The organism is Amycolatopsis japonica (genome assembly GCF_000732925.1).
GTDB classification, from domain to species: domain Bacteria; phylum Actinomycetota; class Actinomycetes; order Mycobacteriales; family Pseudonocardiaceae; genus Amycolatopsis; species Amycolatopsis japonica.
In genome coordinates, this window is sequence record NZ_CP008953.1 from 8358382 (window position 1) to 8370865 (window position 12484).

Annotated in this window: 14 protein-coding genes; 2 read left to right on the forward strand and 12 right to left on the reverse strand. The window is 68.7% G+C overall.

All coding sequences use genetic code 11. The annotated features are described in order from the left end of the window. Positions 1 to 45 precede the first annotated feature (45 nt). The 6 genes from AJAP_RS38810 to AJAP_RS38835 all read right to left on the reverse strand — a co-directional run bounded on the left by AJAP_RS38810 (position 46) and on the right by AJAP_RS38835 (position 4834). Complete coding sequence (locus AJAP_RS38810; protein ID WP_037335192.1) at positions 46 to 1314, reverse strand: serine hydroxymethyltransferase; 1269 nt, start codon at positions 1312 to 1314, stop codon at positions 46 to 48. A gap of 111 nt (positions 1315 to 1425) precedes the next feature. Next, positions 1426 to 1839: a CGNR zinc finger domain-containing protein gene (locus AJAP_RS38815; protein WP_038520911.1), complete on the reverse strand. Its 414-nt coding sequence runs from the start codon at positions 1837 to 1839 to the stop codon at positions 1426 to 1428. Beyond that, positions 1836 to 2267, reverse strand: a complete 432-nt coding sequence (locus tag AJAP_RS38820) for an uL11 family ribosomal protein (protein WP_038520914.1) — start codon at positions 2265 to 2267, stop codon at positions 1836 to 1838. The genes AJAP_RS38815 and AJAP_RS38820 overlap by 4 nt, the downstream gene beginning before the upstream one ends. 33 nt (positions 2268 to 2300) lie before the next feature. Beyond that, positions 2301 to 2822 carry a gamma carbonic anhydrase family protein gene (locus AJAP_RS38825; RefSeq protein WP_037335186.1) on the reverse strand — a complete coding sequence of 174 codons (522 nt, stop codon included), beginning with the start codon at positions 2820 to 2822 and terminating at the stop codon, positions 2301 to 2303. An 82-nt stretch (positions 2823 to 2904) separates the two neighbouring features. Further along, a complete protein-coding gene (locus tag AJAP_RS38830) occupies positions 2905 to 4131 on the reverse strand; it encodes a M14 family metallopeptidase (protein ID WP_038520917.1) in 1227 nt (408 codons plus the stop codon). A 115-nt stretch (positions 4132 to 4246) separates the two neighbouring features. Further along, positions 4247 to 4834, reverse strand: a complete 588-nt coding sequence (locus tag AJAP_RS38835) for a TetR/AcrR family transcriptional regulator (RefSeq protein WP_037335180.1) — start codon at positions 4832 to 4834, stop codon at positions 4247 to 4249. Between the two features lie 123 nt (positions 4835 to 4957). On the opposite strand from AJAP_RS38835, the gene AJAP_RS38840 reads away from it, so the two are divergent. Next, positions 4958 to 5422 (forward strand): GreA/GreB family elongation factor, encoded by a 465-nt coding sequence (locus AJAP_RS38840; RefSeq protein WP_034310019.1) that lies wholly within the window; start codon positions 4958 to 4960, stop codon positions 5420 to 5422. 91 nt (positions 5423 to 5513) lie between these two features. Here the strand turns inward: AJAP_RS38840 and AJAP_RS38845 are convergent, their stop codons facing one another. The 6 genes from AJAP_RS38845 to AJAP_RS38870 all read right to left on the reverse strand — a co-directional run bounded on the left by AJAP_RS38845 (position 5514) and on the right by AJAP_RS38870 (position 11752). Beyond that, entirely contained in the window at positions 5514 to 7046 is a 1533-nt protein-coding gene (locus AJAP_RS38845; RefSeq protein WP_038520923.1) for a PstS family phosphate ABC transporter substrate-binding protein, read from the reverse strand. A gap of 72 nt (positions 7047 to 7118) precedes the next feature. After that, complete coding sequence (locus AJAP_RS38850; protein ID WP_038520926.1) at positions 7119 to 8606, reverse strand: flavin-containing monooxygenase; 1488 nt, start codon at positions 8604 to 8606, stop codon at positions 7119 to 7121. After that, the gene (locus tag AJAP_RS38855) at positions 8603 to 9088 is read right to left on the reverse strand and encodes an NAD(P)/FAD-dependent oxidoreductase (RefSeq protein ID WP_038520929.1); all 486 of its coding nucleotides are present in this window, start codon (positions 9086 to 9088) and stop codon (positions 8603 to 8605) included. Before AJAP_RS38855 ends, AJAP_RS38850 begins: the two co-directional genes overlap by 4 nt. Then, positions 9085 to 10014 carry a hypothetical protein gene (locus AJAP_RS38860; RefSeq protein ID WP_037335167.1) on the reverse strand — a complete coding sequence of 310 codons (930 nt, stop codon included), beginning with the start codon at positions 10012 to 10014 and terminating at the stop codon, positions 9085 to 9087. The genes AJAP_RS38855 and AJAP_RS38860 overlap by 4 nt, the downstream gene beginning before the upstream one ends. Further along, positions 10014 to 10829 (reverse strand): SDR family NAD(P)-dependent oxidoreductase, encoded by an 816-nt coding sequence (locus AJAP_RS38865; RefSeq protein WP_038520932.1) that lies wholly within the window; start codon positions 10827 to 10829, stop codon positions 10014 to 10016. Before AJAP_RS38865 ends, AJAP_RS38860 begins: the two co-directional genes overlap by 1 nt. Continuing rightward, positions 10826 to 11752 (reverse strand): alpha/beta hydrolase, encoded by a 927-nt coding sequence (locus AJAP_RS38870; RefSeq protein ID WP_174492079.1) that lies wholly within the window; start codon positions 11750 to 11752, stop codon positions 10826 to 10828. The genes AJAP_RS38865 and AJAP_RS38870 overlap by 4 nt, the downstream gene beginning before the upstream one ends. Before the next feature lie 44 nt (positions 11753 to 11796). On the opposite strand from AJAP_RS38870, the gene AJAP_RS38875 reads away from it, so the two are divergent. After that, entirely contained in the window at positions 11797 to 12435 is a 639-nt protein-coding gene (locus tag AJAP_RS38875) for a TetR/AcrR family transcriptional regulator (RefSeq protein ID WP_038520934.1), read from the forward strand. Positions 12436 to 12484 lie beyond the last annotated feature (49 nt).

The window sequence follows — 12484 nt, forward strand, 5'->3', positions numbered from 1 at the left end:
GGTGAAGGGCCCCTTCGCGTCTCGTCCGTCCACTCACGAGACCGTCTACGCCGAGTAGCCCGGGATCGGGAACGGCGCCAGGAACTCGCGGATCTCGGCGGCGATGGTGTCCAAAGCGGACTGTTCCTCGCCCGCCGCCGCGGTGATCGTGCGGTCGATCCACTCCGCCACCTTGACCTGGTGCTCCGGCTCGAGCCCGCGGGTGGTGATCGCGGAGGTGCCGAGCCGGATGCCGGACGGGTCGAACGGCTTGCGCGGGTCGAACGGCACGGTGTTGTAGTTCAGTTCGATCCCGGCGCGGTCCAGCGCCTGCGCGGCGGGTTTGCCCGGCACGTTCTTGTTCGTCAGGTCGATCAGCAGCAGGTGGTTGTCGGTGCCGCCGGACACGAGGTCGTAGCCCCGCTCCACCAGCGCCTCCGCCAGCGCCCGCGCGTTGGCGACGATGCGGTGCGCGTACGCGGAGAACTCCGGCTTCTGCGCCTCGCCGAGCGCGACGGCGATCGCGGCGGTCGTGTGGTTGTGCGGGCCGCCCTGCAGGCCGGGGAACACCGCCTTGTCGACGGCCTTCGCGTGGTCGGCGTCGGAAAGGATCATCGCGCCGCGCGGGCCGCGCAGCGTCTTGTGCGTGGTCGTGGTGATGACCTGCGCGTGCCCGACCGGCGACGGGTGCGCGCCGCCGGCGACCAGCCCGGCGATATGCGCGATGTCGGCGACCAGCACGGCGTCGACCTCGCGGGCGATCTCCGCGAACGCCGGGAAGTCGATGGTGCGCGGGATCGCGGTGCCGCCCGCGAAGATCAGCTTCGGCCGGTGCTTCAGCGCGAGTTCGCGGACCTGGTCGAGGTCGACGCGGCCGGTCTCCTTGCGGACGCCGTAGCGGACCGGCGTGAACCACTTGCCGGTCGCGGACACGCTCCAGCCGTGCGTGAGGTGGCCGCCGTCCGGCAGCGCCATCCCGAGCACGGTGTCGCCCGGCTGCGCGAAAGCGAGGTACACCGCGAGGTTCGCCGGGGAGCCGGAGTACGGCTGGACGTTCGCGTGGTCGACGCCGAAGACGGCCTTCGCGCGTTCGATGGCGAGGGTCTCGACCTGGTCGATGAGCTGCTGGCCCTCGTAGTACCGCTTGCCCGCGTAGCCCTCGGAGTACTTGTTGGTGAGGACGGTGCCGGTCGCTTCGAGGACGGCCTGGGAAACGTAGTTCTCGGACGCGATCAGGCGGATCTTGTCGTGCTGGCGTTTCGCCTCGTCCTCCACGAGCCCCGCGATCTGCGGGTCGGCGGCGGCGAGCGCGGAAAGTTCGGGCTGGTGTGTCATCGGACGTACTCCTGCCAGAGACGGCCGGACCCAGGCGCGCGGTACCGGCCTTGTCGTCGCTTCCCGGTGGTGCTCCACCTCAAATGGCGCCAGTCGCTGGTGCGGACAAGCCTAGAGCACGGCGCGAGGCCCGGCGTGCGGACGATGTCCGGCGCACCACCGGCGGCTGCATCCGGCCGTGCGGTCGCAGAACGCCTGTTCGCAGACGGCGCAGCGTTTGATCCGCCGCCAGCCGCCGAACGCGACCAGTTCCGCCAGCCCGGAGGCTCCCGCGACCAGGTCACCGCAGCCGGGCCGCGCCGTCACGTGCACCAGCCGCCACCCCGTTCCGGACTCGACCAGCCGCGGCGCGGCACCGTTCCCGGCGAGGATCCGGTTGAGCCGGTCGGCGGCGGCGGGTTCGTCCGGCAGCGCCGAGACGACCCCGGCGAGCCACGGATTCCCTTGGGCCAGCAGCCTTTCCGCGATCTCGAGCGCCGGGTCGAGGTCGCGGAAAGGCGGGACGATCACGTGCTTGCGCGTCACGGTTCTTCGATCGCGACGCCCATAGAGCGAGCGGTGCCCGCGATCGTGCGCATGGCCGCCTCGACGTCGCCGGTGTTGAGGTCCGGCAGTTTCCGCTCGGCGATCTCGCGCAGCTGCTCCCGGGTCAGCTTCCCGGCGACCTCATGTCCTGGACGGCCGGATCCCTTGCCGCCCAAGGCTTTCTTGATGAGGAACGACGCGGGCGGGGTCTTCAGCCGAAGTTCGAAGGACCGGTCCTCGAACACCGACACGACCACCGGGACGATGTCGCCCCGCTGCGCCGCCGTCGCCGTGTCGTAGGCCTTCTTGACCTCGACGAGGTTCACGCCGGTCTGCCCGAGCGTCTTCCCGAGGTCGACCACCGGCGCGTTGCCGGCGGTCAGCTCGAGGGTCGCTTGATGTGTTTTCTTCTTCGACTTCGGTGCCATGCGCCGAAGCTATGGTCTCCAGTTACTGGAGAGTCAATCGATCGGTTTGACGGTCTCCGCGTGACGGCGCGCCAGCTCCTGGTAGATCACCGCGTTGTGCTCGACCCAGCCGCGGGCGGTGCCGTCGAGCGGGACGTGCTTCTTCGCCGGGCTGCCCATGGCGACCGTCTCCGGCGGGATGACCATGCCGGGTGTCACCGTGGCGCCGGCGGCGACCAGTGCCTTCGCGCCGATCTGCGCCTTGTCGAGCACGGTCGAGCCGTTCCCGATCAGCGCCTGCTCGCCGACCGTGCAGTCGTGCACGAGGCACTGGTGCCCGACGGTGGCGTTCTTGCCGACCTCGGTCACGCCGCCGTTGACGTGGATGACCGAGTTGTCCTGCACGTTGGCGCCCTCACGGACGATGATCTTCCCGAAGTCGGCGCGCAGCACGGCGCCGTACCAGACGGAGGCGCCCTTCTCGACGACGACGTCGCCGATCAGGGTGGCAGTGGGGGCGATCCACGCTTCGGGATCCACCTGGGGACGCAGCCCCTCGAATTCGAACATCGGCATGCCCCGCACCCTATGCCGAAAGTCCGTGAAGGCCTCCTTGAGAGACCCAGAGTCCCTCAAGGAGGCCTTCACGGAACGTCCGTCAGCCGATGGCGGTGTTCAACAGGAGGTCCACGGCCTTGTCGTTACGCGTGGTCTCCCGGACGATCACCTCGTCGGGCGGGTAGAAACCGGGGTTCGAACCCCGCGGGTACATCTCGAAGGTGAAGCTCAGGATCTTGTGGGTGCCCCACATCCAGTCGTCGATCGTCCCGTCGGTGATGTACAGGTCGCTCGACTGCTGCGGCGTGTAGCCGTTGGTCGCCGCCAGCTGCCGTCCCAGCGTCTGGAACCGCTGCGCCTCGGCCGCCGTCATGCCGGGTGCGGTGTCGTTGTAGGTGAAGCCGAACGGCCACAGCACGAGCTCCGAGTAGGTGTGGAAGTCGATGCTCGCCTTGATCTGCTGGACGCCGCCGATCTTGCGCGAGTTGACGAAGTTGGACACCGCGCGGGTCTCCGGGGCGGAGAACGCCGACGGGCCGCGGTAGGTCTCACTGGTGGTCGAGCCCGACGAACCGCCGCAGCAGCCCCAGTTGTAACCCCAGTTGCGGTTGGGGTCGGTGCCGTTGCCCTGGCGGTTCTTGCGCCAGTACTTGTAGCTGCCGCCGGAGATGTCGTACTCCGAGCCGTCGGGGTTGACGTTCGGAATCACGTAGATCTCGGTGCTGTCGACGAAGCGCTTGATCGCCGGGTCCGAGGCGTAGCCCTGGGTGAACCGGTTCACGATCCGCAGGCACATCTCGGTGGTGAGGTGCTCACGCGCGTGCTGGTTGCAGGTGAACAGGACCTCCGGCTCGTTCTCGTCCGTACCGACGTTGTCGCTGATCTTCAGCATGTTCAACGCCCGGCCCTGATACGAGTTGCCGACGCTGCTCAACCGCGCGATCGACCCGTAGTTCGACTGGGCGTTGCGCAGTTCCGTCGTCACTTCGGCGTAGTTGTGGAAACCGGAGTCCGACGGCGGGAAGTCGTTGATCGCGTTGGTGCCGACCTTCTCGGACCGGTCGACCACGCCACGCTGCTCGACGCGGTAGCCGAGCGAGCGGATCTTCGCCGCGTCGCGCGCCTCGCCGATGAACGTGGTCGTGCCGCCCGCGGAACCGAGGACGTCGACGCCCAGCCGGGAGATCTGGGTGCGCTGCTGGGAAGTCCCGGTGCCGAAGACCTCGTAGATCTGGACCTGCGCGTCCTCGGCCTGCTGGTCCGCGGTCGCCGGGCTCGCGGCGACCGGGATGGTGAACGCCGCGACGGCCGCGATCGCCACGGCCATGCACCGTCTTATGCGCATCGTCGTCTCCTAGCTCTCAGGCAAGGGAAGGGAACCTCACCATGGCCGGAGCAGGCAGGGGGAACAATCCGTAACGGTACGGATCTAATGCGTATTTCTAGCCGTAGTTCGCGAAACAGAGCGCTTCGATGTCACCACGCAGTGCGGCGAACGGCCGCCGCCGGACGCGCTGCTGGACGATCGCACCGAGCAGATAGGACAGTAGGGCCCGCGCTCGCGCCCGCGGGTCTTCGACGTCGAGCGGGGCGAGCAGTTCCGCGAGCAGTTCGGTGATCGACGTCAGCATCACGTCGATGGCCTGAGGGTGCTGCGCGCGGCCCGCGGCGATCCAGTACTCGAACCAGAGGAAGGCCGCGTTCGGACGGCCGGAGAACTCGGCGAGGAAGGCCTCCAGCGCGGCGAAGAGCCGCTCATCCGGGTGATCGTGTTTCGCCGATATTTTGCGCAAATCGGCGGTGAACGTTGTGATGTGCGCCGCCATCGCCCGGTCGATCAAGACGTCGATGTCCGCGAAGTAGTAATGAATCGCACTCTTCGTGAGCGGCCCGGCGTCCGCGATCGCCCGCACGGTGCAGCCCGCGAGCCCGTCCCTGGCGAGCACGACACGCGCCGCTTCGACGATCTGTTCCTGTTTCTGCAGCTGATTCGGGGAGAGCCGCGCGCTGCGGCCGGGAACGGCGGTCACGAAGTTCCTTACACCAAGTAGTCAGGACATGAGCCCTGAATCTTAGGGCAAGTGTCCTGTCCGATCACAGCGGGTGAAAAATCTAGGTGGCTAGCCGTCGATCCGTAGCGGACAATGCCCGGCATGGTGACCTCAGGGGACAACGGGTTCAGCCCGGCCGCACGACGGCAGCTGGAGAAGGAACTCGCCGATCTGCGTGCGCAGCGCGACGCGATGGCGCCGCTCGTCGGCGAGCAGGAACGAACCGGCGACGCCGCCGACCAGGCCGAGGTGCTGGACCGCGCGGAGGCCGCCGCCTACCTCGACCGGCGCATCGCCGACGTCGCGGCGAAACTCGAGCACGGCGGCCGTAACAGCAAGGGCCTGCTCCCCGACGGCACCACCGTCACCCTCAGGTTCGCCGACGGCGACGAGGACGAGCTCCACATCGTCACGATCCCCGGCGAGGACGCGGACGCCTCCACGGTCACCTCGGACAGCCCGCTCGGCCTCGCGCTCGTCGGCGCGAAGGAGGGCGACGAGATCACGTACCGGACGCCGCGTGGCGAGACCAGCGCCACCGTCGTCACGCTGAAGCCGCCTGCCTGACCTGGCACTCCCCCGGATGTCATGAAAGGGTCGTTCAGGACACTTTTCGTCCTGAACGACCCTTTCATGACACTTGAGCACCGGTCAGGCTTCACGCGCCCGGACGGCACAGCACCGGATTCGCCAGCTCGGCGCACGGCCGATGCCCGTGCGACCGCACGATGTCCTTGCCGACCTGATTCGTCAGGTACCGCAGGAAGCTCGCGACGAGCGAGTCGGCCTTCGGCTCGCCGAACGTGTACGCGTACTCGGTCTCCCAGAACGGATAGGCCGCGTGGATCGCGCCCTCCAGCGTCGCCTGGTGGCCGTCGATCCGCACCGGCAGCACGTCCTCGCGTTTCGTGGCGGCGCCCAGTTCGCTGTACCCGAGCGCGCCCGGCACCCGCGACACCGCGTCGAGGACGTCGTTCGTGGACGGCTTCGCGCACCGCACCACTCCCGGCTGGGCACCCGGCGCCGGTTTGAGGCAGTCGTCGGAGTTGTCGCCGGGCTCCCGTTTGCCCGCCAGGATCTGCCCCTCGAACGTCCGCCGCGTGCCGGAGTCCGAATGCCGGTCGACGAGCCGGACCGGCCGGTCCTTGCCGCCGATCTCCCGCCAGTTCGCGATCTTGCCGTCGTAGACGTCGCGGATCTGCGCGAGCGTGAGGTCCTGGACCCCGGCCTCTTTGTTGATCACGAGCGTGAACAGCGAGAACGCGACCGGACGCGGCAGCAGTTGCGGGAAGCCCTCGCCCTTGGCGCCGTCGGAGAACGCCAGCACGCCTTCGTTCCCGGCCTGGTTCAGGCTGCCGAGCCCTTCCGCGCTCCCCCGGGTGTCGAAGACGAACGACGCACCCGGGCACGTCTTCGCGTAGGAAGCCGTCGCTTCCTTCAGCACCGGCGCGAACGCCGTCGATCCGGTGATCGTGAGCTTCCCGGACGCGCAGTCCAGCGGCGGCGGCTTCTCGTCGAAGAACAGGGAGCGGGTCAGCTGGAAGATGCTGATCACCACGAGGAACAGGATGAGCGCGATCACCGAACTCGTCGGGCCGGTGCGGCTTTTGGTCTCGCGGAGGCTGCCACCCTTGATCTCGCCGACGACCTGGGGATCGTCGAAATCGTCGGGCGATCCGTTGGGGATCCGGTCGAGCACGGCGAGGATCTTGTAGTGCGCGCCGCGGTTCAGCGGCACCCTCGGCAGGTCGATCACGCCCGCCGGCCGCTCGGGATTCTCGTCGCGCGCGCCGAAACCGGAGTCGTCGCCGAAACATTCGTGCAGATGCGGCGAACTGAGTTCGGTCACCACCATCCCCGCCACGGTGCGGCCGGGGAACTTCACGCGGACTCCGACGCGGTCGTTCTCGTTGACCGCGTAGTCGTCGGTGTCGATGTCGGTGGTGCCGTTGTTCTCGATGCGCAGCAGCACGAACGACGGGTCGACGAGCCGCTCGCCGTTCTCGTGCTGCAGCTGCGCCAGCGCGTCGGCGGTCGGCGCGAACCCGCGTCCGGACGCCGTCGGGGTGTCCATCTGCACGCGGTAGCCGAGCCGTTTGCGGCCGACGAGCGCGAACTCCCACAGGAACGCGACGGCAGGGACGGCGATCCCGGCCACCGCGAGCAGGACGTCCCAGGGAAAGCCTTCCAAGACCAGCCTCCAGGTTCGGGGAATCGAACCTAAGGCCCGTCACGGCCGGGGACGGCGGACTTCAGCCAGTGTTCACCGGCCGTCCGCGAAGGCGTAGTCGTCGAGGTCGAAGAACCGGCTCGTCACCATGGTTTCCAGCGTCGGCGAGGCGCGGAACGGCACGTCCCCGTTCGCGTCGAAGTAGTAGCTGTTGGCCAGTGAACAGCTGTCCTGGAAGAAGACCTGATGCTTGCGCCGGTCCAGCATGCTGCGGAAGTAGCGGTCGTTGGCCTCGCTCGTGACCTCCACGCGCGTGGCGCCGGTCTTCCTCGCGTTGCGCAGACAGCGGATGATGTGCGCGGTCTGCGTCTCGATGAGGTTGAAGTACGAGGAACCGTTGTAGCCGTAGGGCCCGAGAATGGTGAACAGGTTCGGGAAACCGGGGACGCTGACGCCCTGATAGGCCTGGAACCGGTTCTCCTCCCAGAACTTCTCCAGGTCCGCGCCGCCCGAACCGCGCACGGTGAAGGCGGGCATGTTGCCCTTCTCGAACACCTTGAACCCGGTCGCCAGCACCAGGACGTCGACCGGATGCTCGGTGCCGTCGGCGGTGCGCACCCCGGATTCGGTGATCGCGTCGATGCCGGTGGTCTCCAGCCTGACGTCGTCCCGGTTGAACGTCTGGAGGTACTCGTTCGAGAAGCTCGGCCGCTTGCAGCCCAAGGCGTAGCGCGGGGTCAGCTTCTCGCGGGTTTCGGGATCCTTGACCGCGCGGCGCAGATGCGCGCGCCCGATCCGCTCGCCGGCGCCCGCGGTCGGCAGCAGGTTGTGGAAATGCGCGGCCAGCGGGAAGGTCACCTCGACGAGGGCCTGGCTGGCCAGCCGGGACACCAGTTTCGCGCCCGGCAGCCGCCGCAGCGCGAGCCGCGCCGTCCGGGGCAACGCGGCGTCGGGTTTGGGCAGGCACCAGATCGGCGTGCGCTGGAACACCGTCAGATGCGCGGCCTCCGGCGCGATGGACGGGATCACTTGCACGGCCGAAGCCCCGGTGCCGACGACGGCGACGCGTTTGCCCCGCAGGTCGACGCCGTGGTCCCAGCGCGCGGTGTGCATCACCGTGCCGCGGAAAGCGTCGATGCCTTCGATGTCCGGCGGCTTCGGCTGGGTGAGCACGCCGGTGGCGCCGACGACGAACCGTGCCGTCATCGACCACCCTTCGGCGGTTTCGAGGCGCCACAAGTGCGTCTCGTCGTCGAAGGTCGCCGAGACGACTTTGCTGCCGAGGCGGGTGCGGCGGCGGATGTCGTACTTGTCGACGCAGTAGTCGGCGTACGCCTTCAGCTCGCGGCCGGGCGCGTAGACCCGCGACCAGCCGGAAATCTGCTCGAAGGAAAACTGGTAGCTGAACGACGGGATGTCGACGGCGACACCGGGATAGGTGTTCCAGTGCCACGCGCCGCCGACACCATCGCCCTCCTCCAGCATCAGGAAGTCTTCGAAACCGGCTTGGTGCAGCAGGATCGCGGCCCCGATCCCGGAGAATCCCCCGCCGATGATCGCGATCTCGTGGTCCGGCGTCATGCGGGAAGTCCTTCCTCGGCGAACAGTGAGCTGGGGCCGAGCACCACCACGTCGGCCTGGTGCTCGATACCTTCGGCGGTGCGGATTCCGTCGGGAGCGAAGGCGTAAACCGGCCAGGTGATGAGCTTGCAGCCGGGCCGCCGGAGCGCTCCGTAGTAGCCGAGGCCCGGCGCCGTCCGCCGCGAGCCGAAGCGCCGGTCGGGCGTCAGGAGCCTGCGGATCCAGGGGTCTTTCACCTGCCAGCGCAGGAAAACCCGGGCGACGGCGACGCCGAGGACGGTCGGGCCGGGGACCGGCATCGGCACCACCCAGTCCGGCTCCTCTTGGAACACCTTCACCGACCGAGCGGTCGCCACCACCTCGGGCACGATCTGCGCCGCCTCGCGGCCTGGCGCGAGCACGGCGACACGCTGTCCGGTGAAGTCGTGCCCGAACCACTCGGTGCCGCGCAGCACCTCGCCCCGGAAGGCGCCGAGCGTCATGACGCGACCGGTTCGTGGGTGATCTCCTCGGTCCACGACTGCGGCTTTCCCAGCAGCCGCGCGGGAATCAGCCGGGTCGCCTTCACCATCGGGTCGGCGAGCAGCCGGTGGTAGACGTGCGAACGGTCGACGATCATCGCCGCCTGCGCCTTGAGCACGTGGTACGCCGGGATGCGTTTCGTGAACTCGCCGCGGCCGCCGATGGTGGAGAACCGCTTCACGGCGTTGTACAGCTTCTTCTCCGGCAGGCCCATCGCGACGATGTTGTCCCGCATCTTGTTGATCAGCGGCACGAACACCACGATCAGGCCCAGGACGATCTGCGGTTTGAGCGAGCCGATCGATTCGGTGAGCAGTTTGGTCGTGGATCCGGCGCCGATCAGTTCCAGCACCTCGAAATCGGCCGTGATGTGCCGGGCCTCGTCGGAGTTGATATGCCGGAACACCTGGTGGCACACCGGATCGGAGACCTCGTCCAGCAGGAACTTCACCAGCGCGCCGTCCAGCGCGCATTCGAGCAGCGGGATGAGCGTGGCGAGCGCCGTCAGCGGCAGCGTGTCGCCGAAGTCGTCGAGGACCTTGATGGCGAGCTTGACGTTGATGTTCGGCTCGGGCATCGAACCGTGCTCGTCGAGCATGCCCCAGCGCTTCATCAGCGCCAGTTCCGCGTTGGCGTGCTTCTGTTCCTCGGCGTGGAAGTAGCGGTAGATCTCCTGGATCACCGGAGTCGGTGCCTTCTTGGCCAGCGAGGCGAACCCGCGGGCGCCGACGTGCTCGATCCACACGAGGTCGGCCATGAACGGCCGCATCTTGGCGCGCAGTTCGTCGGTCATCGTCTCGGCGCCGGGCGCGTCCCAGTCGATGTCGGCCAGCGACCACTGCTTGTCCTTGATGGTCTGGAGCATCGCCGCGAAGTCGTAGGCCATCACTTCTCCTTTTCGGCGGGCAGGAACCGGCCGAGCAGACCGGCGATCCGCGTGTACGGGACGGGCACGAACCGTTTGGCGTGCCACAGAAGCTGGGCGTCGGGCTGCGGCACGACGTAGAGGCGTCCGCGATCGTGGGCGTCGAGCGTCGTCTTCGCGACGCGCTCCGGCGAGAACCCGACCACGTCGGACACCCGTTGCGCGAGGCCGCGCGCCCCGTCTTCGATGAGCTCGCCGCCGAAGATGTTGGTGCGTACGAAGGTCGGGCACAGCACGGTGACCGCGACGCCGGTGCCGGACAGTTCGGCGGCCAGTGTCTCGGACAGGCTGACGACCCCGGCCTTGCTCACGTTGTACGCGGCCATCCTCGGCGCGGCGGTGAACCCGGCGGCCGACGCGACGTTGATGACGCCGCCCGCCTTCGCCGCGCGCATGGCGGGGACGAAGGTGTGGCAGCCGTGGATCACGCCCCAGAGGTTCACCCCGAGCGTTCGCTGCCAATCGGACAGCGGGCTCTCCCCGACGAGTTTGCCGCCCGCGCCGATGCCGGCGTTGTTGACGACGAGGTCCGGCTCGCGGCCGAACCAGGACCGCGCCTGGTTCGCCAAGTCCGCGACTTCGTCCACCTCGGACACATCACAGGCGATGGCGACCGCGTTCTCGAGCGTTTTCGCGGTTTCCTCAGCGGCTTCGAGGTCGATGTCGGCGCAAACGACCCGGCTGCCGCGCCGGACGAGCTCGGCCGCGATCGCCCGCCCGATCCCGCTTCCCGCGCCGGTGACGACGGCGTGCGCTCCGTGGGTCCGTTTCGTCATGCCGCCCTCACGATCGCTGGAAGGTTCCCGGTGAGGAAGCGGCAAGCCCGCTCCATCGCCGGCGCCGCTTCGGGGATGAAGCGGGTCAAGGCCTGGAAGACGTGCATCTGACCGGGCACCACGTCGAGTTCGCAGTCGGCTCCCGCGCGGCGCAGCGCCCTGGCCAGCTCGATGGCGTCCGCGGCGAGCATTTCGAGCCCGCCCGCCTGGATGATCGTCGGCGGGAAGCCCTTGATGTCGTCGAAGGCGAACCGCAGCCGCGCCGACGCGAGGTCGGCGTCCACTGTGTACAGACCGACCAGCCGCGCGGCCGCGGCGGCGGAGATCATCGGGTCCGGGCTCATCCGTTCTCGTTGAGCGGCGAGCCCGAAGGTCACGTCGAACAACGGCGAGAAAAGCGCCAGCGCCGCGGGTGGCTCACGGCGTTCCCGGAGCAGCTGCGCGGCGAGGTCGACCGCGAGATGCCCGCCCGCGGAGTCGCCCGCGACGAGGATCCGCCGATATCCCTGATCGAGGAGCCGGTCGTAGGCCGCGCGGACGTCGTCGGCGGCGCTCGGGAACCGATGCCGCGGCGCGAGCCGGTACTCGCAGGCGAAGACCGGCAGCCCGGTGCCGGCGGATACCCGCGTGGTCAGCCCGCGGTGCGTGCGCGCCGAGCAAAGGGCGTAACCGCTGCCGTGGATGTAGAGGACCACGGCGTTGCCCTCGCTCGTCCCGGGCGCGCGGACCCACTCGCCACGGATGCCAGGCTCGATGCGGCTCCCCTTCAACGGCGGCGACGCCAGCCACAAACTGCTCGCGATGAAGGCCCGGGAGAACGCGACGCCCGCGCGGTTGGCCGGGATCGCGTTGGCGATCGGCCGCACGAAAGCGGACGTCAGCGCGGAGGCCAACCCGGCGCGCAGGCCATTCTGCGGTCGCATGCCCTCAGAATGAATCTGAGGGCACCTGCTGTCAAGATGGAGGGGTGACCACGTCCCGCCGCTACAGCGGCAAAACCGCCGACGAACGCCGCGCCGAACGACGGCTGGCACTTCTCGGCGCCGCGCTGGAGATCTGGCAGGAACAGGGCTGGGCGGCGGTCACCATGCGCGGCGTCTGCGCGCGGGCGAACCTGACCGACCGATACTTCTACGAGAGCTTCGCCAACCGCGACGCGCTGCTCGCCACCGCCTGGGAACAGGTCCGCGACGAAACCCTGCGGATGGTCCTCGACGCCGTCGCCGCCCGCATCGAGCAACCCGCCCTGGACCAGCTCCGCGCCGCCGTCGACGTCGTCGTGCACCACGTGCAGGAAGAGCCGTCGCGCGCGCAGATCCTGTTCGGCGACCACGCGGGCAGCGCGGTGCTGGAGCAACTGCGGCGGCAGACCGTCCAGGAGACCACCGGCCTGCTGATCGACCTGGCGCGGCCGCATCTGAAACCGGACGTGGACGGGCTGGAGTTCCGGGTCAACGTCCTGCTGGGCATCGGCGGCTTCGTCGAGATCATGCTCGCGTGGCGCTCCGGACTGCTCGACGCGGACGCGGACACGCTCGTCGAGCACCTCACGGGAGTGGGCACCTCGCTGTCGCGGATGTTCCTCAAGGGCGACACCAACGGGTGAACTTTGGGTGCGACCCCGGCGCTGAGCCGGAAACGAATCAGGGCCCCAT

Bases quoted from the DNA above. Each gene is read 5' to 3' on its own strand.
- AJAP_RS38825 (WP_037335186.1), bottom strand. From the start codon at position 2,822: ATGCCGATGTTCGAATTCGAGGGGCTGCGTCCCCAGGTGGATCCCGAA.
- AJAP_RS38830 (WP_038520917.1), bottom strand. From the start codon at position 4,131: ATGGCCGTGGCGATCGCGGCCGTCGCGGCGTTCACCATCCCGGTCGCC.
- AJAP_RS38855 (WP_038520929.1), bottom strand. From the start codon at position 9,088: ATGACGCTCGGCGCCTTCCGGGGCGAGGTGCTGCGCGGCACCGAGTGG.
- AJAP_RS38820 (WP_038520914.1), bottom strand. From the start codon at position 2,267: ATGGCACCGAAGTCGAAGAAGAAAACACATCAAGCGACCCTCGAGCTG.
- AJAP_RS38865 (WP_038520932.1), bottom strand. From the start codon at position 10,829: ATGACGAAACGGACCCACGGAGCGCACGCCGTCGTCACCGGCGCGGGA.
- AJAP_RS38850 (WP_038520926.1), bottom strand. From the start codon at position 8,606: ATGACGCCGGACCACGAGATCGCGATCATCGGCGGGGGATTCTCCGGG.
- AJAP_RS38810 (WP_037335192.1), bottom strand. From the start codon at position 1,314: ATGACACACCAGCCCGAACTTTCCGCGCTCGCCGCCGCCGACCCGCAG.
- AJAP_RS38860 (WP_037335167.1), bottom strand. From the start codon at position 10,014: ATGGCCTACGACTTCGCGGCGATGCTCCAGACCATCAAGGACAAGCAG.
- AJAP_RS38840 (WP_034310019.1), top strand. From the start codon at position 4,958: ATGGTGACCTCAGGGGACAACGGGTTCAGCCCGGCCGCACGACGGCAG.
- AJAP_RS38870 (WP_174492079.1), bottom strand. From the start codon at position 11,752: ATGCGACCGCAGAATGGCCTGCGCGCCGGGTTGGCCTCCGCGCTGACG.